The 26,335-nt window shown below is 71.9% G+C and carries 27 protein-coding genes and 1 tRNA gene; 17 read left to right on the forward strand and 11 right to left on the reverse strand.

What is annotated here, in order from left to right; all coding sequences use genetic code 11:
• Positions 1-22: 22 nt before the first annotated feature.
• The 8 genes from ACFSC0_RS06805 (at position 23) to ACFSC0_RS06840 (ending at position 10,686) form a co-directional block, all read left to right on the forward strand.
• On the forward strand, positions 23-889 hold the full coding sequence (locus ACFSC0_RS06805; protein ID WP_377284246.1) for a GNAT family N-acetyltransferase: 867 nt from the start codon (positions 23-25) through the stop codon (positions 887-889).
• Positions 886-1,362, forward strand: a complete 477-nt coding sequence (gene tsaE / locus ACFSC0_RS06810; RefSeq protein ID WP_377284247.1) for a tRNA (adenosine(37)-N6)-threonylcarbamoyltransferase complex ATPase subunit type 1 TsaE — start codon at positions 886-888, stop codon at positions 1,360-1,362. Before ACFSC0_RS06805 ends, tsaE begins: the two co-directional genes overlap by 4 nt.
• Positions 1,346-2,434 carry an N-acetylmuramate/N-acetylglucosamine kinase AmgK gene (gene amgK, locus ACFSC0_RS06815; RefSeq protein ID WP_377284248.1) on the forward strand — a complete coding sequence of 363 codons (1,089 nt, stop codon included), beginning with the start codon at positions 1,346-1,348 and terminating at the stop codon, positions 2,432-2,434. The genes tsaE and amgK overlap by 17 nt, the downstream gene beginning before the upstream one ends.
• Positions 2,431-3,153, forward strand: a complete 723-nt coding sequence (locus ACFSC0_RS06820) for a nucleotidyltransferase family protein (RefSeq protein WP_377284249.1) — start codon at positions 2,431-2,433, stop codon at positions 3,151-3,153. The genes amgK and ACFSC0_RS06820 overlap by 4 nt, the downstream gene beginning before the upstream one ends.
• The gene (addB, locus tag ACFSC0_RS06825; RefSeq protein WP_377284250.1) at positions 3,140-6,148 is read left to right on the forward strand and encodes a double-strand break repair protein AddB; all 3,009 of its coding nucleotides are present in this window, start codon (positions 3,140-3,142) and stop codon (positions 6,146-6,148) included. The genes ACFSC0_RS06820 and addB overlap by 14 nt, the downstream gene beginning before the upstream one ends.
• 261 nt (positions 6,149-6,409) lie before the next feature.
• Entirely contained in the window at positions 6,410-9,895 is a 3,486-nt protein-coding gene (gene addA / locus ACFSC0_RS06830) for a double-strand break repair helicase AddA (RefSeq protein ID WP_377284251.1), read from the forward strand.
• Positions 9,896-9,977: 82 nt separating this feature from the next.
• Positions 9,978-10,313, forward strand: a complete 336-nt coding sequence (gene trxA / locus ACFSC0_RS06835; RefSeq protein ID WP_377284252.1) for a thioredoxin TrxA — start codon at positions 9,978-9,980, stop codon at positions 10,311-10,313.
• 61 nt (positions 10,314-10,374) lie between these two features.
• A complete protein-coding gene (locus ACFSC0_RS06840; protein WP_377284253.1) occupies positions 10,375-10,686 on the forward strand; it encodes a GNAT family N-acetyltransferase in 312 nt (103 codons plus the stop codon).
• A 128-nt stretch (positions 10,687-10,814) separates the two neighbouring features.
• On the opposite strand, the gene ACFSC0_RS06845 is transcribed toward ACFSC0_RS06840, so the two are convergent.
• The 5 genes from ACFSC0_RS06845 to ACFSC0_RS06865 form a co-directional block, all read right to left on the reverse strand.
• Positions 10,815-12,134, reverse strand: coding sequence for a bifunctional folylpolyglutamate synthase/dihydrofolate synthase (locus ACFSC0_RS06845; protein ID WP_377284254.1), 1,320 nt, complete (start codon positions 12,132-12,134; stop codon positions 10,815-10,817).
• A 147-nt stretch (positions 12,135-12,281) separates the two neighbouring features.
• A complete protein-coding gene (accD, locus tag ACFSC0_RS06850) occupies positions 12,282-13,208 on the reverse strand; it encodes an acetyl-CoA carboxylase, carboxyltransferase subunit beta (RefSeq protein WP_377284255.1) in 927 nt (308 codons plus the stop codon).
• A gap of 3 nt (positions 13,209-13,211) precedes the next feature.
• Positions 13,212-14,042 (reverse strand): tryptophan synthase subunit alpha, encoded by an 831-nt coding sequence (gene trpA, locus ACFSC0_RS06855; RefSeq protein WP_377284256.1) that lies wholly within the window; start codon positions 14,040-14,042, stop codon positions 13,212-13,214.
• Positions 14,039-15,253 (reverse strand): tryptophan synthase subunit beta, encoded by a 1,215-nt coding sequence (gene trpB, locus ACFSC0_RS06860; protein ID WP_377284257.1) that lies wholly within the window; start codon positions 15,251-15,253, stop codon positions 14,039-14,041. The genes trpA and trpB overlap by 4 nt, the downstream gene beginning before the upstream one ends.
• Before the next feature lie 5 nt (positions 15,254-15,258).
• A complete protein-coding gene (locus tag ACFSC0_RS06865; RefSeq protein ID WP_377284258.1) occupies positions 15,259-15,906 on the reverse strand; it encodes a phosphoribosylanthranilate isomerase in 648 nt (215 codons plus the stop codon).
• 447 nt (positions 15,907-16,353) lie between these two features.
• Here ACFSC0_RS06865 and ACFSC0_RS06870 point away from each other — a divergent pair, with 447 nt between their 5' ends.
• On the forward strand, positions 16,354-16,914 hold the full coding sequence (locus ACFSC0_RS06870; RefSeq protein WP_377284259.1) for a hemerythrin domain-containing protein: 561 nt from the start codon (positions 16,354-16,356) through the stop codon (positions 16,912-16,914).
• A gap of 150 nt (positions 16,915-17,064) precedes the next feature.
• On the opposite strand, the gene mscL is transcribed toward ACFSC0_RS06870, so the two are convergent.
• From mscL to cmk, 4 genes are all read right to left on the reverse strand, one after another.
• Positions 17,065-17,541 (reverse strand): large-conductance mechanosensitive channel protein MscL, encoded by a 477-nt coding sequence (gene mscL, locus ACFSC0_RS06875; protein ID WP_377284260.1) that lies wholly within the window; start codon positions 17,539-17,541, stop codon positions 17,065-17,067.
• 12 nt (positions 17,542-17,553) lie between these two features.
• On the reverse strand, positions 17,554-17,841 hold the full coding sequence (locus ACFSC0_RS06880; RefSeq protein ID WP_377284261.1) for an integration host factor subunit beta: 288 nt from the start codon (positions 17,839-17,841) through the stop codon (positions 17,554-17,556).
• A 213-nt stretch (positions 17,842-18,054) separates the two neighbouring features.
• Positions 18,055-19,764, reverse strand: a complete 1,710-nt coding sequence (gene rpsA / locus ACFSC0_RS06885) for a 30S ribosomal protein S1 (protein WP_377284262.1) — start codon at positions 19,762-19,764, stop codon at positions 18,055-18,057.
• Between the two features lie 166 nt (positions 19,765-19,930).
• Complete coding sequence (cmk, locus tag ACFSC0_RS06890) at positions 19,931-20,593, reverse strand: (d)CMP kinase (RefSeq protein WP_377284263.1); 663 nt, start codon at positions 20,591-20,593, stop codon at positions 19,931-19,933.
• Positions 20,594-20,718: 125 nt separating this feature from the next.
• On the opposite strand from cmk, the gene ACFSC0_RS06895 reads away from it, so the two are divergent.
• The 3 genes from ACFSC0_RS06895 to ACFSC0_RS06905 all read left to right on the forward strand — a co-directional run bounded on the left by ACFSC0_RS06895 (position 20,719) and on the right by ACFSC0_RS06905 (position 22,185).
• A complete protein-coding gene (locus tag ACFSC0_RS06895; protein WP_377284264.1) occupies positions 20,719-21,189 on the forward strand; it encodes a TIGR02300 family protein in 471 nt (156 codons plus the stop codon).
• 109 nt (positions 21,190-21,298) lie between these two features.
• Positions 21,299-21,374: transfer RNA gene (locus ACFSC0_RS06900), tRNA-Ala, on the forward strand.
• Positions 21,375-21,495: 121 nt separating this feature from the next.
• Positions 21,496-22,185: a dihydrofolate reductase family protein gene (locus tag ACFSC0_RS06905; RefSeq protein WP_377284265.1), complete on the forward strand. Its 690-nt coding sequence runs from the start codon at positions 21,496-21,498 to the stop codon at positions 22,183-22,185.
• Here the strand turns inward: ACFSC0_RS06905 and ACFSC0_RS06910 are convergent.
• Both ACFSC0_RS06910 and ACFSC0_RS06915 read right to left on the reverse strand, forming a co-directional pair.
• On the reverse strand, positions 22,182-22,736 hold the full coding sequence (locus tag ACFSC0_RS06910; RefSeq protein WP_377284266.1) for a hypothetical protein: 555 nt from the start codon (positions 22,734-22,736) through the stop codon (positions 22,182-22,184). The genes ACFSC0_RS06905 and ACFSC0_RS06910 overlap by 4 nt on opposite strands.
• 61 nt (positions 22,737-22,797) lie before the next feature.
• A complete protein-coding gene (locus ACFSC0_RS06915; protein WP_377284267.1) occupies positions 22,798-23,550 on the reverse strand; it encodes a DUF2243 domain-containing protein in 753 nt (250 codons plus the stop codon).
• A 92-nt stretch (positions 23,551-23,642) separates the two neighbouring features.
• Between ACFSC0_RS06915 and ACFSC0_RS06920 the strand changes: the two genes are divergently transcribed.
• The 5 genes from ACFSC0_RS06920 (at position 23,643) to ACFSC0_RS06940 (ending at position 26,330) form a co-directional block, all read left to right on the forward strand.
• Positions 23,643-24,083 carry a copper resistance protein NlpE N-terminal domain-containing protein gene (locus ACFSC0_RS06920; RefSeq protein WP_377284268.1) on the forward strand — a complete coding sequence of 147 codons (441 nt, stop codon included), beginning with the start codon at positions 23,643-23,645 and terminating at the stop codon, positions 24,081-24,083.
• Positions 24,084-24,200: 117 nt separating this feature from the next.
• Entirely contained in the window at positions 24,201-24,620 is a 420-nt protein-coding gene (locus ACFSC0_RS06925; protein ID WP_377284269.1) for an Hsp20 family protein, read from the forward strand.
• 44 nt (positions 24,621-24,664) lie between these two features.
• Positions 24,665-24,919, forward strand: coding sequence for a DUF1150 family protein (locus tag ACFSC0_RS06930; RefSeq protein WP_320358262.1), 255 nt, complete (start codon positions 24,665-24,667; stop codon positions 24,917-24,919).
• Between the two features lie 251 nt (positions 24,920-25,170).
• Positions 25,171-25,755, forward strand: coding sequence for a sigma-70 family RNA polymerase sigma factor (locus tag ACFSC0_RS06935; RefSeq protein ID WP_377284270.1), 585 nt, complete (start codon positions 25,171-25,173; stop codon positions 25,753-25,755).
• On the forward strand, positions 25,752-26,330 hold the full coding sequence (locus ACFSC0_RS06940; RefSeq protein ID WP_377284271.1) for a cupin domain-containing protein: 579 nt from the start codon (positions 25,752-25,754) through the stop codon (positions 26,328-26,330). Before ACFSC0_RS06935 ends, ACFSC0_RS06940 begins: the two co-directional genes overlap by 4 nt.
• Positions 26,331-26,335: the final 5 nt, after the last annotated feature.

Below are 26,335 nucleotides of genomic sequence, written 5' to 3' on the forward strand. Positions count from 1 at the left end.
GACGCGCGCGATGTTCCGTGCAATGACAGTCGCCGCCGCCACGACCTCTGCTCAGCGCCGGCGGGCGCACATCATCGACGTGCTGATCGAGGAGCGGGCGCCGACGCTGTCGTCGAGCCCGGCCTGGCCGCTGATCCGGCCGCCGCTCTATGCGATGCTCCACTACCGCAAGGCCCGGCGGATGGCCGACCACATCGCCCCGCTGCCCGGCAAGGCGGCCCTGGAGCACATCTCCCAGCAACTGGCGCTGAGGGTCGAGACCTACGGGCTGGAACGCGTGCCGGAGAACGGCCGGGTGATCCTGATCGCCAACCACCCCACCGGCATCGCCGACGGGATCGCGCTCTACGATGCGGTGAAGGCCCGCCGGCCGGACATCTGCTTCTACGCCAACTCGGACGCCCACCGGGTCTGCCCGAGGTTCGACGACATCCTGATCCCGGTGGAGTGGGTTGAAGCCAAGCGCACCCGGGAGCGGACCCGCACGACCCTGCAGCAGACCAAGGCCGCCATGGAGGCCGAGCGGGCCCTGGCCATTTTCCCGGCCGGGCGGCTCGCCCGCCGCGCGCCGGACGGCACGCTTTGCGATCCGCCCTGGATGACCAGCGCCCTCTCCATCGCCCGCAAGTACGAGACGCCGGTGGTCCCGGTGCACGTGGCCGGCCCCTGGTCGACCCTCTTCCACTTCTTCAACCGCTTCTCGGCCGAGCTTCGGGACATCACCCTCTTCCACGAGCTCTTGAACAAGCAGGGTCGGAAGTTCTCGCTGATCTTCGGCCCGCCGATCCCGCCGGAGGCGCTCGATCCCGACGCAGGCGCTGCGACGCTGGCCGTAAAGGCCTATGTGGAACGCATCCTTCCCGCCGAGCCCGACCGCCCCTTCGCATGATCCTCGACCGCCAGACCGAAGTGCGCCTCGACGGCGAGGCCGACACCGCGCGCCTGGGCCAGGCGCTGGCGGCGGCGCTGCAGGCGGGCGAGGCCATCTGCCTCTCCGGCCCGCTGGGCGCCGGCAAATCGACCCTGGCCCGGGCGCTGATCCGCGCGCGGACCCGCCCGGACGAGGACGTGCCGAGCCCGACCTTCACCCTCGTCCAGTTCTACGAGGGCCGCGGCCTTCCGATCGCCCACTTCGACCTCTACCGTCTCACTTCGCCGGACGAGGCCTACGAGATCGGCCTGGACGAGGCGCTGGAGGACGGGGCGGCGCTGATCGAGTGGCCGGAGCGGCTGGACGCGCTTCCGCCGCATCGACTTGAGGTGCGGATCACGCCAGAAACCGGGGCGGATGAAAGCGTGCGGCGCGTGCGGCTGGAGGCCCACGGCGCCTGGGAGGGTCGCAAGGTTGAGTTCGGATCGTGAGGCGCTGAAGGCCGACTTCCTGGCCCGCAACGGACTGGGCGATGCGCGGCGCGAGCCGCTGGCCGGCGACGCCTCCACGCGCCGCTACGAGCGCCTGCACCGGCCGGACGGTGTGAGCCTGATCTTCATGGACCAGCCCCCGGTCGAGAGCGCCCCCTGCCCGCCGGACGCGACCCCCGAGCAGCGCCGAGCCGCCGGCTACAACGCCATGGCCCGGCTGGCGGCCGGCCGGGTCGACGCCTTCATCGCCACCGCCGAATGGCTGCGCGCCCAGGGCCTGTCGGCGCCCCACATCGTCGCCCACGACGCGCCTGAGGGCCTGGCGGTCCTCGAAGACCTGGGCGACGACCTCTACGCCCGACTGATCGAGAACGGCCAGGACGAGGGCCCGCTGTACGACGCCGCGGTGGACGCGCTGGCCCGCATCCACGAGACCCGCCCGCCGGACGTGCTGAGCCACGAGGGCGTCCGCTGGCCGCTGCTGGCCTACGACGACCTGGCCCTGCAGACCGGCGGGGCGATGTTCCTGGAGTGGTGGCCCAAGTACGCGGGCCTCCCGCCCTTCTCCGACGAGGCCGCCGCCGAGTGGGAGGCCCTGTGGGCGCCGATCCGGGCCCGGGGCGAGGCCCAGGCCTCCGTCTTCTGCCACCGCGACTACCACGCCGAGAACCTGATCTGGCTGCCCGCCCGGGCCGACGCGCAGCGGGTGGGCATGCTGGACTTCCAGGACGCCGTGCGCGCCCATCCGGCCTGGGACTTTTCGATGCTGCTGCACGACGCGCGCCGGGACGTCTCGCCCGAGCGCGAGAAGCAGGCGCTCGATCGCTACCTTTCGATCCGCAGCGACATCGACCGCGAGGCCTTCCTGGCCGACTATCACGCGCTGGGCGCGCTCAACATGTCACGGATCCTGTTCATCTTCGCCCGGCAGGTCGCCGGCTACGGGCGGCCCCGCTACGAGGCCTTCATGCCCAGGACCTGGGGCTATCTGAACCGCTGCCTGGCCGCGCCGGAGATGGCGCCGGTGAAGGCCTGGTTCGACGCGCACGTTCCCGCCGAGGCGCGCCGGTGATCCCTGGCCCCAAGCGCGCCATGGTGCTGGCCGCGGGCCTGGGCACCCGCATGCGGCCGCTGACCGACACCACCACCAAGGCGCTGGTCACCGTCGGCGGCAAGGCGCTGATCGACCACGTGCTCGACCGGCTGGCGGAGGCCGGCGTCGAGGAGGCGGTGGTCAACGTCCATCATTTCGCCGACCAGATGGAGGACCACTTGGCCGGCCGGACCCATCCGCGCATCCGGATCAGCGACGAGCGGGCCGAGCTGCTGGATTCCGGCGGCGGCATCCAGCTCGCCCGCCCGCTGCTGGGCGAAGATCCCTTCTTCGTCGCCAACATCGACTCCATCTGGATCGAGGGGCGCACGCCGGCGCTGGAGGCGCTGAAGCGCGTCTGGGATCCGGACAAGATGGACATCGCCCTGCTGCTGGTGCCCCGCGGCCAGGGCATCGGCTTCGACAGCCCGCGCGGCTTCTTCATGGATGCGGAAGGCCGGCTGACCCACTCGGCCGAGCCGGAACCGCCGACGCCCTACGCCAACGTCGGCTTCCAGATCATGAAGCCGCAGGTGCTGGACGGGGCCGGCGAGGGCGCCTTCTCCATGGTGCCGATCTGGCGCGAGCTCGCCGCCCGCGGCCGGCTCTACGGCGCGGTGATGGACGCCTTCTGGATGCACGTGGGCGATCCCGCCGCCCGGGAAGCGGCCGAGGCGCGGCTCAATGAGCCGGCATGAGATCTTCGGCGTCCCAGCCCCGCGCTGGTTCAGCATCCCGGCCCACCGGCCGTTCGCCGAGGACCTGGCCCGCGGCCTCTACGAGGCGCTGATCCCGGAAGGGCCGGAGGCGCTGGCCCAGGCCGTCCTGCTGACGCCCACCCGCCGGGGCGCGCGGGCCCTGACCGACGCCTTCCTCGCCGCCGCAGGCGGGCGGGCCCTGCTGCCGCCCCAGATCCTGCCGCTCGGCGACCTCGACGAGGGCGAACCGCCCTTCGAGCCGGGCGACCTGGCCCTCGACCTGCCCGCCGCCATCGACCCCTTGCGCCGCCGCTTCGAGCTGACCGGGCTCGTGAAGGCGAATGAGGGGCTGCTGAACCGCGAACTCGACGCCGTCGGGGCACTGGAGCTGGCCGACGCCCTCGGCGGCTTCCTCGACAGCCTGCAGATCGAGGAGGTCACCGCCGAGAAGGGCCTCGCCGACCTGGTGGACGGGGACCTGGCCGAACACTGGCGTATCTCCCGCACCTTCCTGGAGGTCGCCCTGGACGCCTGGCCCAAGCGCCTCGCCGAGCTCGGCCTGGTGGACGTCAGCCAGCGCCGCGTGCTGCTGCTGCGGGCGCTGGCCGAGAAATGGGACGCCGAGCCGCCGGAGGGGCGGCTGGTTGCGGCCGGCTCCACAGGCACCGCCCCGGCCACCGCCGACCTGCTGGCGGTGATCGCGCGCGCGCCGCAGGGCTGCGTCGTCCTTCCGGGCCTCGACGAGGGCCTGGCCGACAAGGCCTGGGCGCAAGTCGAAGAGCAGCATCCGCAGGGGGCGATGAAGCGGCTGCTGGACCGGGCCGGCATCGCCCGGGCCGACGTCGCCGTCTGGCCCGCCTCGCGCCCGCAGCTGGCCGAGGGCCGTTGGCGCCGGCGGGTGATCAACGAGGCGCTGCGTCCGGCCGAGGCCACCGCCGACTGGCTGCACGTCATCGGCGAACTGGCGGGCAAGGGCCCGGGCGAGCCGGGCGCCACCATCGCCCGCGGCTTCGACGGCCTCTCCCTGGTCTCCGCCCGCAGCGAGGAGGAGGCCGCCACCGTCGCCGCCCTGCTGCTGCGCGAGGCGCTGGAGACGCCGGGCATGACCGCCGCCCTCGTCTCCCCCGACCAGGCCCTGTCGCGGCGCGTCGCCGCCCGGCTCGCCCGCTGGGGCATCGTCCCCGACTCCTCGGCCGGGGAGGCGCTGGCCGGCCGCCGGGTGGGGGTGCTCGCCCACCTGCTGGCCCGCGCCGCCGCCGACCCGCTCGACCCGGTGATCCTGCTCGGCCTGCTGAAGCACCCCTTCACCCGCCTCGGCCTCGACCGATCGGAGCTGGAGCCCCTGGCGCAGGTGCTGGAGGAGACGGCGCTTCGCGGCGCCCGCCCGCACGAGTGGGAGACGCTCGACCGCCGGCTGGCGGAGAAGAAGGCCGATGCGGGAGACCTGCCGGCGCGGCTGCGGGGCGCGCTCGAGGCCCTGACGGGGGTCTACGCCGCCGGCCCCGCCCGCCCCGCCGACGCCGCCCGGGCGCTGGCCGCGGCCATGGAGGCGTTCGCCGCCGACCCTGCGGGGGATGCGGGCGAGCTCTGGGCCGGCCACGGCGGCGAGGCGCTGAGCCGGCTGCTGTCCAGCCTGATCCACGACTCCGCCGGCCTGCCGCCGGCGAGCGCCGACCGCTTCGCCGACCTGCTGGACGCGCTGATGGCCGCCGAGACGGTCCGCGCCGGCGGCGCCACCCACCCGCGCCTGCGCATCCTGGGCGCCATCGAGGCCCGGCTGGTGCGCGCCGACCGGCTGATCGTCGCGGGCCTGGAGGAGGGCGTCTGGCCGAAGGGCGCGCCGCTCGATCCCTTCCTGTCGCGTCCGATGCGCCGGCGGCTCGGCCTGCCGCCGCCCGAGCGGCGCATTGGCCTCGCCGCCCACGACTTCGCCCAGGCCGCCTGCGCGCCCGAGGTCGTCCTGCTGCATGCCGAGCGGCGCGAGGGTGCGCCCGCCGTGAAGTCCCGCTGGCTCTGGCGGCTGGAGACCCTGGCCCGCGGCGCCGGCGTCGACATCCCCGGCCACCCGGAGGTCCTGGCCTGGGCCCGCGCCCTGGACGCGCCCGGCGCCTACGCCCCCGCCAAGCGCCCCGCGCCCATCCCGCCCGTCGAGCACCGGCCGCGCGAGCTGGCCGTCACCCGCATCGAGGCGCTCACCCGCGACCCCTACGCCGTCTGGGCGCGCGACATCCTCAAGCTCTACCCGCTGGAGCGGCCGGACGAGGCCGTGGAGGCCCGCGCCCGCGGCACCGCCATCCACAAGGCGTTCGAAATCTTCTCGACGGAGCACCCGCACGCCCTGCCCGATGACGCCGCGGCCATCTTCGAGCGGCTCTACATGGACGCCCTGGTCGAGGCCGGCATGCCGAAGGAGGCGCTGGTGCGGGAAGGCGCCCTGGCGCGCGAGGCCGCCGCCTGGGTCGTCGAGCTGGAGCGCGAGCGGCGCGACGGCCGCACCCTCCACATCGAGCAGGAGGGCAAACTCACCATCGATGCGCCCGCCGGCCCCTTCACGCTCAAAGCCCGCGCCGACCGGATCGAGGTGACCCGCGACGGCTACGGCCACGTGCTCGACTACAAGACCGGCAAGGCGCCTTCGAAGAAGGAGGTGGCGACCGGCTTCTCGCCGCAGCTGACGCTGACCGCCGCCATCCTGGCCGGCGGTGGGTTCGAGGCCCTCGGCCGGCCGACGCCTGGCGACCTCACCTACCTCGAAGTCACCGGACGCAAGCCCGCCGGCAAGGTGGAGATCCGGGCCGCCGCCGGCCCCGAGAGCCAGGACGCCGCCGCCCAGGCGCTGGCCGGCCTTTCCGAGCTCGTCGCGCGCTTCGACAACCCCGCCCAGCCGTACCTGTCCCGCGTCGCTCCCCAGTTCGTGAAGGCCCGGATCAGCGACTACGACCACCTGGCCCGGGTGTTCGAGTGGTCGACGAGCGGCGAGGAGGGGGAGGAATGAGGGGCGACGCATTCCCATCTCGCTCCTACCTCCCCCGCGAAGCGGCGGGAGGGGGACCGCCCGCCGAGCGCAGCGAAGAGCGGCGGGTGGAGGGGGCGAGCCCCACGCTCGGCCTCTCCACCGCTTCGGCACGTGGCGTCACGCCCCAAGTTCGCAACGCCCCGCCTGTGGCCCGCCCCCTCCACCAGTCGCTCTTCGGCGACTGGTCCCCCTCCCGCCGCTTCGCGGGGGAGGTAGGAGGCCGGAGGATGGACCGCCGCCATGGGTGAGATCATCCACCTCTTCGATCCGGACCCGCAGCGGACCGCCGCCGACCCGACGCTGTCGGCGTTCGTCACGGCCAATGCGGGCTCGGGGAAGACCAAGACGCTGATCGACCGGGTGGCGCGGCTGCTGCTGGCGGGCGCCGAGCCCGAGACCATCCTGTGCGTCACCTACACCAAGGCCGCGGCCGCCGAGATGCAGCGGCGGCTGTTCGACCTCCTGGGCGGCTGGTCGGTCGCCGGGGACGATCAGCTGCGCACGGCCCTCGCAGGACTGCAGGGGCAGGACGCGGCGAGCTACGACGAGAGACACCTGTCCGACGCCCGCGCCCTCTTCGCCCGCGCGCTGGAGACGCCCGGCGGGCTGAAGATCCAGACCATCCACGCCTTCTGCGAGAAGCTGCTGCGGCGCTTCCCCGTGGAGGCCGGCGTCTCGCCCGGCTTCCGGGTGCTGGACGACGCCGCCTCGGCGGTGGTGGCGGACGCCGCCCGCAAGGCGGTGGCCCAGCAGGCGCTGGGGACGGGGCCGCTCGCCGACGCCTACGCCCGCTTCTCGGTGGCGCTCGACTTCGCCAGCTTCCAGGAGATGTTCCGCGCCTTCGAGGCCAGGCGGAGCGCCATCGCCGACTACATCGGCCGCTGCGGAGGCCTTGCGGGCCTGCCCCAGGCCGTCGCCGAGGCGTGCGACCTGCCACACCTGATGGACGCCGAGGCGATCGAGAGCGAGGCGCTGTCGCCGCCGGCCATCAACGCCGCCGACTGGCGCTGGGCCGCCGAGGCGCTGCTGAAGGGCAGCGAGAAGACCGACGTGCCCAACGGCCTCAAGGCCGCCCAGGTCGCCGAGGCCGCCGCGCTCGGCGAGGGCCGGCCGCAGCTGATCCGCGAGATCCTCTTCACCAAGGCCGGCGAGCCCAAGAAGACCTGCGCCACCAAGCAGGTGGAGCCGGCCGTCTGCGACTTCCTGAAGGCCGAACAGGAGCGGATCGGCGAGGCCTTCAGGCTCGCCAGGCGGGCCCGGGTCGCGGAGGACACCGTCTACGCCCTCACCCTGGCCGCCCACTACGTCCACGCCCACGAGACCGAGAAGGCCCGCTCCGGCGGCCTCGACTTCGCCGACCTGATCGAGCGGACCTGCGCGCTCCTGGCCAGCCGGCCGGCGGCGGCCTGGGTGCTCTACAAGCTGGACGGCGGCATCGACCACATCCTGGTGGACGAGGCCCAGGACACCGCCCCCGACCAGTGGCGCATCGTCCGCGCCCTGACCGGCGAGTTCTTCGCGGGCGAGGACCGCAAGGCGGAGCGGCGGCTGGAGCGGAACATCTTCGTCGTCGGCGACGAGAAGCAGTCGATCTACTCCTTCCAGGGCGCCCAGCCGGAGCTACTGATCCACGAATTCGAGTTCCACCGGGAGCGGGCGAGCGGCGCGGGCTTCCGCTTCGAGCGGGTGGACCTTCTGGCCTCCTGGCGCTCGACGCCGCAGGTGCTGTCGTTCGTCGACGCCACCTTCGCCCCGCCGGACCTGGCCACCGCCATCCTTCCCCGGGCGGCGGCCGAGAAGATCGAGCACAAGGCGATGCGCGCCGCCCACGCCGGCTGCGTCGACATCTGGCCGCTGGAGCAGGAGGCCAAGGGCGCCGAGCGCGACGCCTGGGACGCGCCCCTCGACGCCGAGAGCGAGACCAGCGCCAACCGGCGCCTGGCCGAGAAGATCGCCTGCGAGATCGAGGCGCTGATCGAACGCGGCGACGCCGTCTACGACGCGCGGCTGAAGGACTGGCGTCCGGCCACCGCCGGGGACGTGCTGATCCTGGTCCGCCGCCGGAAGGCGCTGTTCGAGGACATCCTGCGGGCGCTGAAGCGGCGGAAGATCCCCGTGGCCGGCGCCGACCGGCTGGCGCTCTCCGAACACATCGTCTTCGACGACCTGTTGGCGCTGGCCCGCTTCGTCCGCTTTCCGCGCGACGAGCTGACTCTGGCCGCCCTGCTGCGCAGCCCCTTCTGCGACGTCTCGGACGAGAGCCTCTACGACCTCGCCCACGGCCGCGGGCGCGAGAGCCTGTGGGCCCGCCTGCGCCGGCGCGGCGACGAGCGGCCCGAGTGGGCGGCGGCGCGGGACTTCCTGGCGACCGCGCTGGAGGAGGCGCAGGTCCGCCGCCCGTTCGAGTTCTACGCCCGCCTGCTGGGCCTGGTCGGCGCCGACGGCAAGTCCATGCGCCAGCGCTTGCTGACCCGCCTGGGCGCAGAGGCGGAGGATGCGCTGGACGAGTTCCTGGCCCAGGTGCTGGCCGCCGAGGGCCGAGGCGTGCACGAGCTGGAGGGCCTAGCGGCCGCCTTCGCCAGCCTCGACATCATGGTCAAGCGCGAGATGGAGGCCGGCCGCGACGAGGTGCGGGTGATGACCGCCCACGGCGCCAAGGGGCTGGAGGCGCCGATCGTCTTCCTGCCGGAGACCACCCTCTCCCGCACCGCCCGCGGTTCGCCTCTGATGGAGACCGAGGACGGCGGCTTCCTCTGGTGCGCCTCGGGCGCGAACGACTGCGAGGCCTCGGCGGCCGCCCGCGAGCGGCGGGCCAAGCGCGAGGAGGAGGAGGCCTACCGCCTGCTCTACGTCGCCCTGACGCGGGCCCGCGACCGTCTGGTGCTCTGCGGGCGCATCTCGGCGACGGCCAAGGAGGAGAACCTCAAGGGCTGGTGGGGCGCGGTGGGCGCCGCCTTCCGCCACGCGCACATCGAGCCGCACGTGCGGGAGACGACCTGCGGCGACATGCAGATCCGCCGCTATGGGCCCGATCCGAAGCCGCTCGGCCGGGCCGCAAGGGCCGAAGCCGCGACGCCGGGCCTGCCCGACTGGGCGTTGCGCCAGGCCGCGCCGGAGGCGTTCGCGAGATACGCCCCGCCCTCCACCCTCGGCGAGGACGCGCGCGCCGCGGCGGCCTCTCCGCTCTCGGAGGCGCAGGGGCTCGGACGTTTCCGCCGCGGCGACCTCATCCACCGGCTGCTGCAGATCCTGCCCGACGTGCCGGCCCCCGCGCGGCGGGACGCGGCCCGCGCCCTGCTCGAGCGCGAGACCGATCTCACCGGCGAGCAGCGGCGGGAGATGGCCGAGGCGGCCCTCTCGGTCCTGGAGGACGCCCGCTTCGCCGAGGTGTTCGGGCCGGGCTCTCGGGCCGAGGCGCCGATCATCGGCTCCGGCGCGGCCCTGCCCAAGGGGCTCGCCATTTCCGGCCGCATCGACCGGCTGGTGGTGCTGCCGGACCGGGTGCTGGTGGTCGACTTCAAGACCAACCGGCCCTCGCCGGCCAGGATCGAGGACGCCGATCCGGCCTACATCCGCCAGATGGCGCTCTACGCCGCCGTGCTCGCCGAGGTCTTCCCGGGGCGCGCGATCGAGGCGGCCCTGGTGTGGACGGATGGCCCGAAGCTGATGCCGATCCCAGAATTCCTGTTGGCGCAGAGCCTCTCTGAGCTGGGCCGTAACGCTTGATGCGGGCGAAGGCCCCGCCTACATCGAGGATCGCAAGACGTCAGGCTGCGTTCATCAACCTGACGATTGAGGAGCTTTTCTAATGAGCACCGTGAAGGTCACCGACGACACCTTCGAACAGGACGTCCTCAAGGCCGACAAGCCGGTCCTGGTGGACTTCTGGGCGGAGTGGTGCGGGCCCTGTAAGCAGATCGCCCCCGCCCTCGAGCAGATCGCCGACGAACTGGCGGGCCAGGTGACGGTGGCCAAGCTCGACATCGAGGAGAGCCCGACCACGCCCTCCCGCTACGGCGTGCGCGGCATCCCGACCATGATGCTGTTCAAGGGCGGCCAGATGGCCTCGATGAAGGTCGGCGCCATGCCGAAGAACAAGATCCTGGAGTGGCTCTCCGAGGCGGGCGTCCAGAGCGCCGCCTAGAGCGTTCTCTGAAGCGCCCCGGCCCTCCGGCCGGGGCGTTTTCCTTTGCGCGGAGAGCTCCATGAGCACTGACGACCTGACCGTCGTGAACAACGCCGAGGCCGGCCGCTTCGAGGTCCGCGTCGGGAACGACGTGGCCTTCGCCGAGTACCGCAGGCTGGCCAACGGCATCCTCTTCCCACACACCGAGGTCCCGCAGGCCTTCGAAGGCAAGGGCGTCGGCAGCAAGATCGTCCGCACCGCCCTCGACTGGGCGAGGGCCGAAGGCCAGAAGGTGATGCCCACCTGCCCCTTCGTCGCCGGCTGGATCCAGAAGCACCCCGAGTACCACGACCTGGTGCACGAGCATTATCGCTCGATTTTGGGCATCTGACCCCGCACGCTCCACCTCGTCATCGCCGGGCTCGTCCCGGCGACCCAGCCCGTTGCGGCAGCCCCAAAGCCATCAGGATGGGTGGCCGGCATGAAGCCGGCCATGACGGATCGTGAGGTGTGCGACGGTTAGGTCGGCCAGGTCTCGGGGCTCATCGCCAGCACCTCGCCGGCGAAGTGCAGGCCGCCGCAGATGAGGACGTGCGGGGCGGCGCCGGGCAGGTCGAGCGCGCGCTTCACCGCTTCCATGACATCGGCGCAGGGCTCGGCGGGCAGGCCCGCGGCGCGGGCGGCTTCGGCGAGGGCCTCGGCGGGGGTGGCGTTCGGCGAGTCGAACCCCGTCGTGAACACCTGCGGCTCCAGGTCCGCGAACGGGGCGAAGAAGCCCTGGGCGTCCTTGCGGGCGTACATGGCGGTCACCAGCGCCAGCGGGCGGCCGTCGCGCGCCACCATCCGCCGGCAGGTCTCGGCCAGGCCGCGTCCGGCGTGGGGATTGTGGCCGCCGTCGAGCCACAGGTCAGCGCCCCGCGCCTTGGCCAGGGCGGCGAGCGGGCCGCCGGTCAGGCGCTGGAACCTCGCCGGCCAGACGGCGGAGCTGACGCCCCGCGCCAGCGCGTCCTCATCGATGCGCGGATCGCCCCAGGTGAGCGCGGCCATCACGGCCACGCCCGCGTTCTCGAACTGGTAGGTGCCGGGCAGGCTGGGGGCCGGCAGGTCGAGCAGCCGGTCGGGCGTCTGGACGAGCAGCCGGCCGCGTTCCTCCCAGGCGTCGAAGTCGCGGCCCATCAGCAACAGGTCCGAGCCGAGCTCGGCGGCCTCCTTCTCGATCACCTCGAGCGCCTCCTCCATCTGGCGGGCGACGACGACGGGCCGGCCGGCCTTGATGATCCCGGCCTTCTCCCAGGCGATCTTGGAGAGCTCCGGGCCCAGCATCTCCAGATGGTCGTAGTCGACGGGGGTGATGACGCTGACCTGCGGCGCCTCGAAGACGTTGGTGGAGTCGAACCGCCCGCCCAGGCCCACCTCGATGATCGCCACGTCCGCCGGCTCGCCCGCGAAGGCGACGATGGCCATCGCCGTCAGCATCTCGTTGAAGCTGATCGGCTGGTCGGCGTTGGCCGCGATCATCCGGTCGATCAGCGCCCGCAGCTCGGCCTCGCTGATCAGCTGGCCGGCCAGGCGGATGCGCTCGGCGAAGCGGACAAGGTGCGGCGAGGTCAGGACGTGGGCGCGCAGGCCGGCCGCCTCGGAGATCGCGCGCAGGTAGGCGGTCGTGGAGCCCTTGCCGTTGGTGCCGGCCACGTGGATCACCGGCGGCAGCCTGTCCTGCGGCCGCCCGAGTTCGCCCAGCAGCCGCTCGATACGGCTCGTCGACAGGTCGATCAGGCTCGGGAAGCGCTCGCGCAGCCGCGCGATCAGCGCATCGAAGGCGCGGATTTCGTCATACATGGGAACATCCAAATCCTCCCCCGCAGGGGGAGGGGGACCGCGAAGCGGTGGAGGGGGTTGAAGCCCGCCGAGCTGGAGGTTCAGCGCCCGTGAACCCCCTCAGTCCCTTCGGGACAGCTCCCCCTGAGGGGGAGCATCTGAAGCGCATCAGGCCGCCTTCGAACGCGAGCGCCCCATCATCAGGGTGGAGAGGATGGAGCCCAGGACCTGGGGGATCTCCGGGCGGTGGACGACCTTGTCGACCTGGCCGCGCTCCAGCATGAACTCGGCGCGCTGGAAGCCCGGCGGCAGCGTCTCGCGGATGGTCTGCTCGATCACCCGGCGTCCGGCGAAGCCGATGGTGGCGTTCGGCTCGGCCAGGTGGATGTCGCCCAGCATGGCGTAGGAGGCGATCACCCCGCCCGTCGTCGGGTCGGTGTGGACCACGATGTAGGGCAGGCCCTTGGCCTTGACCTCGTTCACCGCCAGCGTCGTGCGGGCCATCTGCATGAGGGAGAGGGTGCCCTCCTGCATCCGCGCGCCGCCCGAGGCGGTGAAGATCACCAGCGGCGCGTCGCGGGCGATGGCCTCGTGGGCGGCCTTGATGAAGGCCTCGCCTGCGGCGGTGCTCAGCGAGCCACCCATGAAGGCGAAGTCCTGCACCACCACCAGGGTCGGGATGGTCTGGATCGTGCCGAAGCCGATCGACATGCAGTCGTACTCGCCGGTGGCCTTGCGGGCCGCCTTCAGCCGCTCCGGATACGGCCGCTCGTCCGGGAACTTCAGCGGGTCCTCGGGGGCGTGGGGCGCGGCGATCTTCTCGTACTGCCCCTCGTCGAAGGTGTACTTCAAGCGCAGGGCCGCGCCGATGCGCATATGGCTGCCGGCCGGGGTGACCCACTGGGCCGCCTCCAGGTCGGGCCGGTAGATCATCTCCCCGGTGTCGGGGCACTTGACCCACAGGTTCTCGGGCGTCTCTCGCTTGGAGAAGGCGTTGCGCACGCCGGGCGCGATGCGGGCGAGCCAGCCGCCCCGCTCTCTTGGGGCCTGCGCAGGCCGCCCCGGCTTGTCGTTTCGTTGCTCAGCCATCGCCATGGTTCACACCGCAACTCCGACTCGCGCGAAGCGCACAGCCTTAGACAAGGTTTCGGCTTTGGAAAGCACCCTTGTTGTCACGCTTTCGTTCACGGCCAGCCCCTCCGCGATCTCGTCCACCAGCGCCGAGCCGACCACCGAGCCGTCGGCGATGCGGGCGATCGCCGCCGCCCGTTCGGGCGTGCGGATGCCGAAGCCGACCGCCACCGGCATGCCGCTGGCCGCCCGGATGCGGGCGACCTCGGGGGCGACGACGGCCTCGTCGGCCTCCTTCACCCCGGTCACCCCGGCCACCGAGACGTAGTAGACGAACCCCGACGCGCGCCTCAGCACCACCGGCAGGCGCTTTTCGTCCGTCGTCGGCGTCGCAAGGAAGATCAGCGACAGGCCGACGGCGTCCAGCGCATCGGCCAGCGGGTCGGCCTCCTCGGCCGGACAGTCCACGACGATCACCCCGTCGACGCCGGCGTCGGCGGCGGCCTGGGCGAACTCGGAAAAGCCCATGCTGACGATCAGGTTGAGGTAGCCCATCAGGATCAGCGGCGTCTCCTGATCGCCCAGCCGGAAGTCGCGGACGAGCTGCAGCGTGCCGTTCATCGTCATGCCGGCCGCGAGCGCCCGCTGGGCCGCGCGCTGGATCGGCGGGCCCTCGGCGACCGGATCCGAGAAGGGAAAGCCGAGCTCGATCAGGTCTGCGCCGGCCCCGGGCAAGCCCTTGAGGATCTCCAGCGACGTCTGGGCGTCGGGATCGCCCGCCATCACATAGGCCACGAAGGCCGCGCGGCCTTCCGCCTTCAGCGCCGCGAAGCGGGCCTCGATCCGCTCTCTGCTCAAATCTGCCGTCCCAGATGCGCGGCGACCGTCGCCACGTCCTTGTCGCCGCGGCCCGACAGGTTCAGCACGACGATCCCGTCCTTGCCGACCTCGGCGCAGACTTCGGGCAGGCGGGCCAGCGCGTGCGAGGATTCAATGGCGGGCAGGATGCCTTCGAGCTCGGCCAGCGTCTGGAAGGCGGCCAGCGCCTCCGCGTCGGTCGTCGTGAGGTACTTCGCCCGGCCGACCTCGTGCAGGAAGGCGTGCTCGGGGCCAATGCCGGGATAGTCGAGGCCGGCCGAGATGGAGTGGGCCTCGGTGATCTGCCCCTCCGGGTTCTGCAGCAGGTAGGTCATGTTGCCGTGCAGGACGCCCGGGCGGCCGCCGTTGATGGCCGCAGCGTGCTTGTCGGTCTCGACGCCCTCGCCCGCCGCCTCGACGCCGAAGATCTTCACGTCGTCGTTCAGGAACGGATAGAAGAGGCCGATGGCGTTGGAGCCGCCGCCGACGCAGGCGACCACCGCGTCCGGCAGCCGGCCCTCGGCGGCCAGGCACTGCTCGCGCACCTCCTCGCCGATCACCTTCTGGAAGTCGCGGACCATGGCCGGATAGGGGTGCGGACCCGCCGCCGAGCCGATCAGGTAATAGGTGTCGTGGACGTTGGTGACCCAGTCGCGCAGGGCCTCGTTCATGGCGTCCTTCAGCGTCGCCGAGCCCGAGTGCACCGGCCGCACCTCGGCGCCCAGCAGGTTCATCCGGAAGACGTTGGGCTTTTGCCGCTCCACGTCCACCGCGCCCATGTAGACGACGCACTTGAGGCCAAAGCGGGCGCAGACGGTGGCGGTGGCCACGCCGTGCTGGCCGGCGCCGGTCTCGGCGATGATCCGCGTCTTGCCCATCCGCATGGCGAGCAGGATCTGGCCGAGGCAGTTGTTGATCTTGTGGGAGCCGGTGTGGTTCAGCTCCTCGCGCTTCAGATAGACCTTGGCCCCGAACCGCTCCGACAGCCGCTCGGCGAAATAGAGCGGCGAGGGCCGGCCGGCGTACTGGCGGAGGTAGCCCGAAAGCTCGGCCTGGAAGCCCTCGTCCGCCTTGGCCGCGCTGTAGGCGGCGTCCAGGTCGTGGACCAGCGGCATCAGCGTCTCGGGCATGTAGCGCCCGCCGAAGCGGCCGAAGCGGCCGGCCGCGTCGGGATAGGCCGTGTAGTCGTTGGGTTTGGCGGGGGCGTTCAAAGGGCTCAGGTTTTTCGGACGGCGTCGAGGAACGCGGCGATCAAAGCCGGGTCCTTTAGTCCGGGTCCGCGCTCCACGCCAGAGGAAACGTCCACGATGGGCGCCCCCGACAGGCGCACGGCCTCGGCCACGTTCCAGGGGTCCAGCCCCCCGGCGAGGAACCAGGGGCGGGAGAACCGGCGGTGCGACAGCAGCGTCCAGTCGAAGGGCGCGCCGTGGCCGCCCGGCCGATCGGAGTCCTTCGGCGCCTTGGCGTCGAACATCAGGTGGTGGGCCGCGCCCTCGTACTGGGCGGCCGCATCGATGTCGCGGGCCTCCGAGACGGACAGCACCTTGATCACCTCGGCGCCCGCCCGCCGGCCGACCTCGCGCGCCCGGCTGGGGCTCTCCTTGCCGTGCAGCTGGATCAGGTCGGGCGCCAGGCCCTCGCGGATCTCGTCCACCAGGGCGTCGGTGGGGTCCACCGTCAGGGCGACGATCTTGGCCTTGCCCCGCACCGGCCCCGCCAGCCGCGCCGCCTCGGCCATCTTCAGCGCCCGCGGAGAGGCCGGGAAGAAGACGAAGCCCAGGTACTCGGCGCCGCCGTCCAGCGCCGCGCGCACGCTCTCCGGCGTGGTGACCCCGCAGATCTTGGCTTGGACGCGCCCGGGCATGGGGCCGCATTAGGGCGCTCCCGCGCCCGGCCGCAAGAGGAGACGCAGCTGCTATCCCTCGCCCCTTGTGGGCGAGGGTGGCGCCCGAAGGGCGTCGGGAGTGGGGTGGCGACCGCGCTCAACCAAGGGCGGGCGACATCCAACGGCGGACTAGCGGACCGCCAAGACCGCCAAGACCGCCAAGAAGAAGCGGCAGCTGCGATCTCGCCGGCGTGGCCGAGCGTGTTCGCTCACCCTTGGCGGTCTTGGCGTTCAATCCACCGTCGCCAGAAACACGTCGGTAGGCTCAGCGAGACCCCACCTCCGACCCGCTGCGCGGGCCACCTCCTCCCACAAAGGGGAGGAGGACGCTCGCGGGACAGGTCCGGCGATGACGGATGGGGGAGACCTCAGGAACATCGTCACGCCGTGCGGGTTCTCCGCCCGAACCCCAACCGGAGACGACCCATGAATCAGATGGCTCAAGGCGGAAACCTCGGCCGGCTCGCCGCCGGCGCCGCGCTCGGCTTCGTCGCGGGCCTGGCCCTGCCGCATGCGCGCAAGGCGGTGATGCAGGCGCCGTCGGTGATGGCCGGCGACTGGGTCGACGCGCTGACCGCCGAGCACCGGATGGTCGAGGCCCTGTTCGACAAGCTGCTGGCCACCGACGAATCCCAGGTGGTGAAGCGCGAGATGCTGCTGGCCAAGATCGCCTACGCACTCTCCAAGCACGCGATCGAGGAAGAGAACGTGATCTATCCGGCGCTGATGGAAGGCGCCCGGGCCGACACCTCGCGCCACCTCACCGAGGACCACGCCAAGATCAAGACCTTCATCTACGACCTGCGCCGGATCGCCGCCTCAGACCCGCAATGGCTGCTGCGCGCCCGCGAGTTCCGCCAGGAGCTGGACCATCACATCCGCGAGGAGGAGGACGAGGTCTTCCCGCAGTTCCGCAACGCCGTCTCGCCCGAGGAGAACGCCCGCCTGACCAAGATGATGAACTGGGAAGGCTTCAAGGTGGCGTAGCTTTAGACCTCTCCCCCCGCTGGGCGGGGGGAGAGGGTAGGGTGAGGGGGGACGCTACGGCAGCGTCGCGCCTCGAACATTCGCCTCACCTCGCCGGCTGCGCCGGCTCGCCCCTCACCCAACCCTCTCCCCGCGTTGCGGGGAGAGGTCTTATTTCGAACGCCCCCGCCCCGGCGGCTTCGGCTTCGGCGGGGTGACCGGCTCCAGGCCCTGCTGGGCGCGCATCAGGTCACGGATCTCGGTGAGCAGGGCGTCGGTGGGGCTCAGCGTCGGCTTGGCGTCGGCGCCGGTCTCCTTGTCCTGCTCACGGCGGATGAAGTTGATCAGCTTGACCAGCATGAACACCGCCCAGGCCACGATCAGGAACTGGATCACGGTGTTGAGGAAGGCGCCGTACTGGATCGCCACCAGCTCCACCGCCTTGGTGTCCGGGTTGTCCTCACGAAGGACCCACTGGTAGCGCGAGAAGTCGATGCCGCCGGCCAGATAGCCGATCGGCGGCATGATCACCTGGTCGACCAGGCTCTTGACGATGTTGTTGAAGGCCGCGCCGATGATCACGCCGACCGCCAGGTCGATGACGTTGCCTCGGGCGATGAACTCGCGGAACTCGGAGACGATGCTCATCCGAGCCGGCTCTTATTCGTCGGTGGCGTTCAGCCGCTCGCGCAGCTCCTTGCCGCTCTTGAAGAAGGGCACGTGCTTGGCCCGCACCTCCACCGGCTCGCCGGTGCGCGGGTTGCGGCCCGAGCGGGCGTCGCGGGAGCGGACCGACAGGGCCCCGAAGCCGCGCAGCTCGACCCGGCCGCCGGCCTCCAGCGCCTGGATCATCCGCTCCAGGATCACGCCCACCACGCGCTCGATGTCGCGCTGGGTGAGGTGGGGGTTCTCTTCGGCGAGACGGGCGATCAGCTCGGACTTGATCACTCTAGGGCCTTTCCACGTGAGCGCCGCGACCATGGCCAACTCGCCCGCCCGTTTCAAGCGATGAAGAAGGCTAACGCGGCCGGCACGGCTCAGCTTGGGGAACTCCCGGCCGAAATAGCGACGTTCCGGGGTGACCGCTACCTTCGGCGCCAAAGAAAACGGCGGGCCGTCGCCGGCCCGCCGTCTCCCAACTCTCCGAAGAGGGCCTGAAGGCTATTCCTTCTGGGCCTTCTCGCGCAGGGCCGCGCCCAGGATGTCGCCGAGCGAGGCGCCGGAGTCCGACGAGCCGAACTGCTCGATGGCTTCCTTCTCCTCGGCCATTTCCAGGGCCTTGATCGACAGCGACACCCGGCGGGCGGCCTTGTCGATGTTGGCGATCTGGGCGTCCACCCGGTCGCCGACCGCGAAGCGCTCGGGGCGCTGGTCGGCCCGGTCGCGCGACAGGTCGGACTTGCGGATGAAGGCGGTCATCGGCGCGGCGTCGTCGCCGAACCGGACCTCGATCCCGCCGGACGTGACCTCGGTGACGGTGACCGTCACGGTCTGGCCCTTGCGGTAGGTGTCGCCCTGCATCGGATCGCCGGCCAGCTGCTTGATGCCCAGGCTGATGCGCTCCTTCTCGACGTCCACGTCGAGCACCTTGGCCTGGACGACGTCGCCCTTGTTGTAGCGGGCGATCGCCTCTTCACCCGGCGCCGACCAGTCGAGGTCGGACAGGTGAACCATGCCGTCGATGTCGTTCTCCAGGCCGATGAACAGGCCGAACTCGGTGGCGTTCTTGACCTCGCCTTCCACGGTCGAGCCGATCGGGTGGGCCTCCACGAAGGCCTCCCACGGATTGGCCATGGCCTGCTTCAGGCCCAGGCTGACGCGGCGCTTGGACGGATCGACGTCCAGGACCACGACTTCCACTTCCTGGCTGGTGGAGACGATCTTGCCCGGGTGGACGTTCTTCTTGGTCCAGGACATCTCGGAGACGTGCACCAGGCCCTCGACCCCCGGCTCCAGCTCCACGAAGGCGCCGTAGTCGGTGATGTTGGTGATCCGGCCGGTGAACTTGGCGCCGACCGGGTACTTGGCTTCCACGCCGTCCCAGGGGTCCGACTGCAGCTGCTTCATGCCGAGCGAGATGCGCTGGGTCTCGGGGTTGATCTTGACGATCTGCACCTTGACCGTGTCGCCCACCGCCAGCACCTGGCTCGGGTGGTTGACGCGCTTCCAGCTCATGTCGGTGACGTGCAGCAGGCCGTCGATGCCGCCCAGGTCCACGAACGCGCCGTAGTCGGTGATGTTCTTGACCACGCCTTCGCGGATCTCGCCTTCCTGCAGCTGGCTGACCAGCTCGGTGCGCTGCTCGGCGCGGGCCTCTTCCAGGATGGCCCGGCGGGAGACGACGATGTTGCCGCGCGGACGGTCCATCTTGAGGATGGCGAACGGCTGCTCGCGGCCCATCAGCGGGCCGACGTCGCGCACCGGGCGGATGTCGACTTGCGAGCCCGGCAGGAAGGCCGAGGCGCCGCCGAGGTCGACGGTGAAGCCGCCCTTCACGCGGCCGACGATGGCGCCCATCACCGGCTCGTTGCGCTCGTAGACGCCTTCCAGGCGCGTCCAGGCCTCCTCGCGGCGGGCCTTCTCGCGGCTGATCACCGCCTCGCCCATCGCATTCTCGACCCGCTCGAGGAAGACCTCGACCGTATCGCCGGTCTTGATGGTCGGCTTGCCGTTCTCGTCGAGGCCGAATTCCTTCAGGGACACGCGCCCTTCGGTCTTCAGGCCCACGTCGATGATGGCGAAGTCCTTCTCGGTGGCCACCACCTTGCCCTGGACCACGGTGCCTTCCATGAAGTCGCGCCCGCCCAGGGACTGGTCGAGCAGCGCGGCGAAGTCGTCGCGCGAGGGGTTGAGGCTCATATCGTCAGCCATATTGCACTTTCATCTTCAAATGACGGCGGGGCCGTCGCCGCATAGCGGTCGGACGGCGCGTGCGCGTCGTACGTTCAAGGGTTCAGACCGAAGGCGCGAAGAGGACCCTCGCGCGGTGAATTCGCCCGCAGCCGTCGGAGGAAAGGGCGCGATGGGATTGCTCGGACTAGGGAGACCCTAGACGGGCGCGCGCCGCCTCGACGATGCGGCGGGCCGCATCGGCGGCCTCGTCTATAGTCATTTCGGAGGTGTCCAGCAAGACGGCGTCCTCGGCCGGCCGCATCGGGGCCGCTTCCCGGCCCCCGTCGCGGGCGTCGCGGCGGCGGATGTCGGCCAGCACCTCGTCGAAGGCGACGGCCTCGCCCTGCCCCGCCAGCTGGCGGCGGCGGCGCTCGGCCCGCACCTCGGGACCTGCGGTCACATAGAGCTTGGCGGGCGCCCAGGGGGCGATGACCGTGCCCATGTCGCGCCCGTCCAGCACCGCTCCGCCCGGCTGGCGGGCGAAGGCCTGCTGCAGCTCCAGCAGCGCGGAGCGCACGGACGGGTGGACCGCCACGCGGCTGGCGGCCTCGCCGGCCCCACGGGTGCGGAATTCGGGGTCGTCCAGATCGGCGGCCGTCAGCGCGCGCGCGACCGCGGCGGCGGCGGCCTCGTCGCCCAGGTCGCCGCCGGCCCGCGCCAGGCGCACGCCCACGGCGCGGTAGAGAAGGCCGGTGTCCAGCACCGGCAGGCCGTAGGCCGCTCCGAGCCGGCTGGCGATCGTCCCCTTGCCCGAGGCGGCGGGCCCGTCGACGGTGATGACCAGTCCCGGGGGTCGGGCGTGCGGCATGCCAGGAACGCGGCCTCTGAACAGCTTGCGAATTTAGGGCGAGGTTTGCTTTTGACAGCGCACCGGGTTGGTGGCAAGGGAGCCGGCCTCGTCTCACAAGACCTTCTCGCCAAAGAGGACCGCCCTTGGCCATTCCCGAGCTGGGCTCCAAGCAAATCTGCCCGAATTGCCAAGCCAAGTTCTACGACCTGAATCGCCGTCCGGCGGTCTGCCCCAAGTGCCAGACCGACTTCGACCCCGATGAGGCCGTCCGCACCCGCCGGGTGCGCGTGCGCGCTGTCGCGCCGGAGCCGGTGGAGGACGAGGAGCGCGAAGATCAGGTCGAGACCGAAGCCGCCGAGGACGAGGACGAGGAAGAGGACGTCGGCGCGCCCGAGCTCGACGAAGCCGTCGACGAGCCCGTGCTGTCCACCGACGACGACGACGAGGACGCCGAGCCGGCGGGCGTCGGTCCGGTGGTCGACGACGACCTTTCCGAGTTCACCGACGAAGAGGATGTCGAGGACGAGGACGTGCCCTTCCTGGAGGAAGAGGACGACGACTTCGACGATTCCGAGATCGACGGCCTGCCTGACGAGGGCGACGACGACACCTGATTTCAGGTGCGACGATCGGGAGCCCCACAAGGGCTCTTGATCGGGCGCGGGGCTTTGACTAGGTTCCGCGCCTCTCCGGGGGGCGACCCTTGGAGACCCAGAGACCTCTGGGGCTATAGCTCAGTTGGTAGAGCGCTTGAATGGCATTCAAGAGGTCAGCGGTTCGACTCCGCTTAGCTCCACCATGGACCCCGCCAGCACCCGCTGGCGGGGTTCGCCTTTTCCGGGGTGCGCATCCCGCCCGGCGACTCCGCCGCGACGCGCCGGCCGGTTGAAACCGCGGACGCGGCCCGGCGCTGTTAGGGCATGCCGGATGCACGCCCGCGGGTCGCCATCTTCAACGCCCAGAGCGTGGACGGGCGGCTGGACGGGTTCCAGCCGGACCTGGGCCTGTTCTACGAACTCGCCGCCGCGATGCCCCAGCAGGCCATCCTCAGCGGCAGCGCCACCCTGGCCGCGGCGGCCGAAGCCGCCGGCGTCGACTTCGCCCAGGACGAGGCGGCCCCCGCGGCGTCCGCCGCATCGGAATCCGCCGACCGGCCCTGGCTGGTGATCGTTGACAGCGCCGGACGCATCACCCGTTTCGACTGGCTGCGGACGCAGCCGCACTGGCGCGACGTGCTGGTGATCGGCTCTCGAGCGACGCCGGGCGCCCATCTCGACAGGCTGCGGCGCCTGGGCGTCCGCCACCACCTGCTCGGCGCCGACAAGGTTGATCTGGCCGCCGCCCTGGCGCTGCTCGCGAGCGCCTACGGCGTCAGCTCCGTGCGGGTGGACGCCGGCCCCGGCCTGAACGGGGCGCTGTTGCGGGCCGGGCTCGTGGACGAGGTGCAAATCCTGCTGGCCCCGCTTCTCGCCGGCGACCATGGGCAGGCGCTGCGGCTGGCGGCGGGCCTGGAGGAGGGGCTCGAGCTGCACAGCCCCAGGGTCGCCGCCCTGCGCGGGGACCACGTCCTGCTGACGTACGGGGTCGGCGCGCCCGTCTCCTCGCGCTAGTCGGTCGGGCCCCGCCACACGCGGTGCGCATAGGCCCGTGGCGGGGATGCGCCTTCGGCCGCCCCGCGGGCGATGGGACGGGCGTCCAGGCGGCGGACCACGGGGCGGGCGAAGGCGGGCGAGGCGGCCGCGACGGCGCTCGAGGCGGTCGGCGCGGCCGGCCCTGGCCGGGCCACGGGGGCCGACGGCGCGCGCCAACCATCGCTCCCGCAGTCGCGCGACCAGCAGCTTCCCGAATACAGGCGGCTCCGCGGCAGCCGGCTCTCGGCGAAATGGCTGCGGGCGAAGCTGGACCGCGGCATCGCGCTATAGCTGTTCCAAGGCTCGCGGCCGGTGGTGTTACCGCGGGCGCGGGCCCGCTCCAGAGACCGTTCCCAGCGTTGGACCGAAGTCGGGCGGCGGCGGTCTCCGCCGCGGTGGTGATCGGCCCGGGCGCCAGAGGCCGAGCCCGCGCGCACGGCGAAGCCGCCGCCCATCGCCTGGGCCTCGGCGGCCTCCGCCAGGGGCAGGCCGATCGCCAGGGCCATCGCCAGTACGAGCGCGCGGTTCATGGCAGCCTCCCGTTGTGGTCAAGCTACAACCTGCCGACCGCCGCTAAGGTTGCGTCGGGGCTCAGGCCGGATCGCGCCAGGCGAGGCAGCCCGGCGGCAAGCCGGCCCCGCCGACCAGCACGGCGCCGTGACGGTAGAGCGTCCAGCGTCGCTCCGGCGCCACCGCCACGGCCACCACGCCAAGGCCGGCGTCGGCCCAGACGAGGCGCGCGTCGGCGGCGGCGAGGGCCTGCATGACCGCAGCCGGCGTGAGGTCCTGGCGGAACACGACCGTGGTGTAGGCGGCGGCGGGGGGCGGCTGCGCGCTCCAGACGCCGAGCCCGGCGGCGGCGGCGAGCAGCAGGCCCAGCCCCCGGCCGCCGAGGTCGCCGTGCGGCGGTCCGCGCCGGGTCAGGGCCCAGCCGATCGCCATCGGCGCGAGGCCGAAGCCTGCGAACCAGGCGAGGTCCCAGAACATCGGATCGTCGACGTCCACCCGGATCCGGTGGATGCCCAGGGCCCAGTGGGAGACCAGCGCGTCGACCACGTGCCACAGGCCGAAGCCGACCAGCAGGGCGCCGAGCAGCCTGGGCCCGCTGACCGCCTCGCGCCGCCTCTGGGCCCGCCACAGCCCCCACAGGGCCAGGACCGCGAGCAGGTACATGAGGGCGTGGAAATAGCCGTCCCACAGGACCTGGAGCCGGATGTCCGCCATGCCGGGCACGAGGCTCAGCAGGTGGTGCCACTGCAGGATCTGGTGGAGCAGGACGCCGTCGAAGAAGCCGCCGAGGGACACCCCCAGCAGCGCCGCCCATCGACCTGAGGAGGATCCCATCGCCGCGCTCCCGTCGCTGGACAACCGCGGGCGGCGGGCTTCTGTTGCGGCCGGCGTCGAATGATAGTGAGACGTCCCACGGAGATCCGCCGATGAAGCCGCTGCTCGCCGCCCTCACCGCCGTCGCCCTTACCGCCGCTTGCGCCCCGGCCGCTCCGCCGGAGACGGCGGAGGCGCCCGCCGCGGCCGCCAGCGCGGACCCCGCCGCGCCTCAGGTGGGGACCTACGAAGGGGTGCTGCCCTGCGCCGACTGCCCGGGCATCCGCACGCGGCTGACGCTGGAGGGCCCGCCCGGCCACCGTTACCGCCTGGAGCGGACCTACCTCGAGCGGAGCCCCGAGCCGTTCGTGGAGGAGGGCGTCTACTACATCCTGCGCGGCAGCGCGGCGGACCCGGACGCCACCGTCTTCGAGCTGGGGGCCGACAGCGGCGAATACTTCCAGCGGACCGGGCCCGATGAGCTCGTCAAGCTGGACCGCGAGATGGCCCCCATCGCCTCCTCCGCCAACCTGAGCCTTCGCCGCGTCCGCTAGCGCCGGCGGCGCATTGAAACCGGGGCCTTTGAACACCACTTAGATGTGGCCGGCGGGCTTCGCCGAAATCGGGTGGCCTGCCGGAGAGTCGCTTCAAGCGAGGACTCTGGAATAGGCATGAACCGGTCGATCGTCTTCGACAGTCCCTTCCTGCTCGGCTTCGAGCACACCCGCGCCCTCATCGAGCGCGCCGCCAAGGCGGCCGCCGAGAGCTATCCGCCCTACAACGTGGAAGCGCGCGGCGACGGTGGCCTTCGCATCACCCTGGCGGTGGCGGGCTTCGCGCCCGACCAGCTGCAGGTGAGCGTCGAGGATCGCCAGCTCACCGTCACCGGCAAACGGGACGCCGGCGGCCGGACGGAGGAGGCCTACCTGCACCGCGGCATCGCGGCCCGGGGCTTCATCCGCAGCTTCGTCCTGGCGGACGGCATGGAGGTGGAGGGCGCGCTGCTCGAGCACGGCCTGCTCCACATCGATCTCGTCCGGCCCGAGCCGGAGCGGCAGGTGAGGCAGATCCCCATCAAGACGGCCGGCTGAACCCGGCGGCTGTCGCAAGCGTTGAGAATTCGGAGGTGGTCCTGATGACACCTGTTCTGACAACTGAGGCCTTCGCGGCGCTAGGGGCGCCCGACCTGGTCTACGTCCGCCCGATCAAGGCGGCGGAGATCATCGCCAGCGTTCCGGCGGCTCAGATCCGCGGGTTCGAGCTGGATCCCGAGCAGACCCTTTACGCCGTCCACCGCGCCGACGGCGAACGCCTGGCCGTGCTGACCGACAAGGAATCGGCGATGGCCGCGGCCCTCGCACACGAGCTCGCGCCGGTGTCCGTCCACTAGGCGCGCCAAGAGAGAACCGCCCATCCCGGCGGGAGGCCGGGACCTCGGCGGCCAAACCCGACAATCCATCCGATGCGGGCTCCTTGGGAGACGATGGAGCACGTCGTCGCTGCGAGCCCTCCCGCCTTCGCGGGAGGGTTTCGCATCCGGCGCCTTGATCCGGGACCCAAGTCTCCGGCACAATCAAAGGGATGGGTGACGCGCGTGCCGGGGAAAATGGAGGCGGGGAGCCGCGACAGACGCTGGGCGACGTGCTCTACGCCAAGCCCACGGCCCAGCCGCAGGAGCAGGACTGGGCGCGGCTCGTCCAGCTCGTGGCCGCCGGCGACCAGCTCGCCCTGCACGCGCTCTATGAGCGGGCCGATCGCGTCGTCTTCACCCTGATCATGCGGATCACGGCCAACCGCGAGACGGCCGAGGAGCTCACGGTCGATGTCTTCCACGACGTCTGGCGCAATGCGGGCCGGTACGACCCGGCCGGCGGCACGGTGCTCGGCTGGATCATGAACCAGGCGCGCTCGCGCGCCCTGGACCGCCTGCGCTTCGACGGCCGCAAGAAGCGGCGCGACGCCGGCGTGATGTCCGACGAGGCCGAGCCGGCGGCGGACCCGCGCGACGTGCTCGAGATGCGCCAGGAAGCCGAGCTGCTGCGCGCGGCGTTGACGGCGCTGACGGCGAACGAACGCCAGGCCATCGAGGCGACCTTCTTCGCCGGCCTGACCCACGCCGAGGCCGCGGCCCGGCTCGGGCTGCCCCTCGGAACGGTGAAGACGCGGATCCGTTCGGGGCTGCACAAGCTCAAGGATGCGCTGGGCGCGGAGGCTGGGACGCCATGAGCGTGGCCGACGAAAACCACTGCGGGCACGCCGAAACGACGAGCGCCTACGCCCTGCAGGCGCTGTCCGCCGACGAGGCCGCGGCGGCGCAGGCCCACATCGCCGGGTGCGCGGACTGCCGGCGCGAGCTCGCCGCGCTTCGCGGCCTGACCGACCGGCTCGTCGCCTGGCCGACCGACGTGCTGCGCCCCCCGGCCTCGCTCCAGCAGCGCCTGGCGCAGCGCCTCGCCGAGGAGACCGGTGAGGCGCCGGCCGCGCCGCCGCCGCGGCGCTGGTCCGAACCGGACTGGGAAGACGTGGCGCCCGGCATCAAGTGCAAGCTGCTGGCGAACGACCGCGAGGCCCGCCGGGTCAGCATGCTGGTGCGGCTCGCCCCCGGCGCCAGCTACCCTCCGCACACCCATGCGGGCGTCGAGGAGCTGCACCTGCTCGACGGCGAGCTATGGATCGACGAGCGCAAGCTGTTTCCCGGCGACTACAACTACGGCCCGCCGGGCGCGAGCGACGAGCGCGTCTGGAGCGAGACCGGCTGCACCTGCGTGCTGATCACCAGCATCGACGACACCCTCCGCTGAGGCGC

The organism is Phenylobacterium terrae (assembly GCF_042681205.1).
GTDB classification, from domain to species: domain Bacteria; phylum Pseudomonadota; class Alphaproteobacteria; order Caulobacterales; family Caulobacteraceae; genus Phenylobacterium; species Phenylobacterium terrae.

Coding starts and splice junctions, on each gene's coding strand:
- ACFSC0_RS06805 (WP_377284246.1), top strand. CDS start 23: ATGACAGTCGCCGCCGCCACGACCTCTGCTCAGCGCCGGCGGGCGCAC.
- tsaE (WP_377284247.1), top strand. CDS start 886: ATGATCCTCGACCGCCAGACCGAAGTGCGCCTCGACGGCGAGGCCGAC.
- addB (WP_377284250.1), top strand. CDS start 3,140: ATGAGCCGGCATGAGATCTTCGGCGTCCCAGCCCCGCGCTGGTTCAGC.
- addA (WP_377284251.1), top strand. CDS start 6,410: ATGGGTGAGATCATCCACCTCTTCGATCCGGACCCGCAGCGGACCGCC.
- trxA (WP_377284252.1), top strand. CDS start 9,978: ATGAGCACCGTGAAGGTCACCGACGACACCTTCGAACAGGACGTCCTC.
- ACFSC0_RS06840 (WP_377284253.1), top strand. CDS start 10,375: ATGAGCACTGACGACCTGACCGTCGTGAACAACGCCGAGGCCGGCCGC.
- ACFSC0_RS06845 (WP_377284254.1), bottom strand. CDS start 12,134: ATGTATGACGAAATCCGCGCCTTCGATGCGCTGATCGCGCGGCTGCGC.
- accD (WP_377284255.1), bottom strand. CDS start 13,208: ATGGCGATGGCTGAGCAACGAAACGACAAGCCGGGGCGGCCTGCGCAG.
- ACFSC0_RS06865 (WP_377284258.1), bottom strand. CDS start 15,906: ATGCCCGGGCGCGTCCAAGCCAAGATCTGCGGGGTCACCACGCCGGAG.
- ACFSC0_RS06870 (WP_377284259.1), top strand. CDS start 16,354: ATGAATCAGATGGCTCAAGGCGGAAACCTCGGCCGGCTCGCCGCCGGC.
- mscL (WP_377284260.1), bottom strand. CDS start 17,541: ATGAGCATCGTCTCCGAGTTCCGCGAGTTCATCGCCCGAGGCAACGTC.
- rpsA (WP_377284262.1), bottom strand. CDS start 19,764: ATGGCTGACGATATGAGCCTCAACCCCTCGCGCGACGACTTCGCCGCG.
- cmk (WP_377284263.1), bottom strand. CDS start 20,593: ATGCCGCACGCCCGACCCCCGGGACTGGTCATCACCGTCGACGGGCCC.
- ACFSC0_RS06905 (WP_377284265.1), top strand. CDS start 21,496: ATGCCGGATGCACGCCCGCGGGTCGCCATCTTCAACGCCCAGAGCGTG.
- ACFSC0_RS06910 (WP_377284266.1), bottom strand. CDS start 22,736: ATGAACCGCGCGCTCGTACTGGCGATGGCCCTGGCGATCGGCCTGCCC.
- ACFSC0_RS06915 (WP_377284267.1), bottom strand. CDS start 23,550: ATGGGATCCTCCTCAGGTCGATGGGCGGCGCTGCTGGGGGTGTCCCTC.
- ACFSC0_RS06920 (WP_377284268.1), top strand. CDS start 23,643: ATGAAGCCGCTGCTCGCCGCCCTCACCGCCGTCGCCCTTACCGCCGCT.
- ACFSC0_RS06925 (WP_377284269.1), top strand. CDS start 24,201: ATGAACCGGTCGATCGTCTTCGACAGTCCCTTCCTGCTCGGCTTCGAG.
- ACFSC0_RS06930 (WP_320358262.1), top strand. CDS start 24,665: ATGACACCTGTTCTGACAACTGAGGCCTTCGCGGCGCTAGGGGCGCCC.
- ACFSC0_RS06940 (WP_377284271.1), top strand. CDS start 25,752: ATGAGCGTGGCCGACGAAAACCACTGCGGGCACGCCGAAACGACGAGC.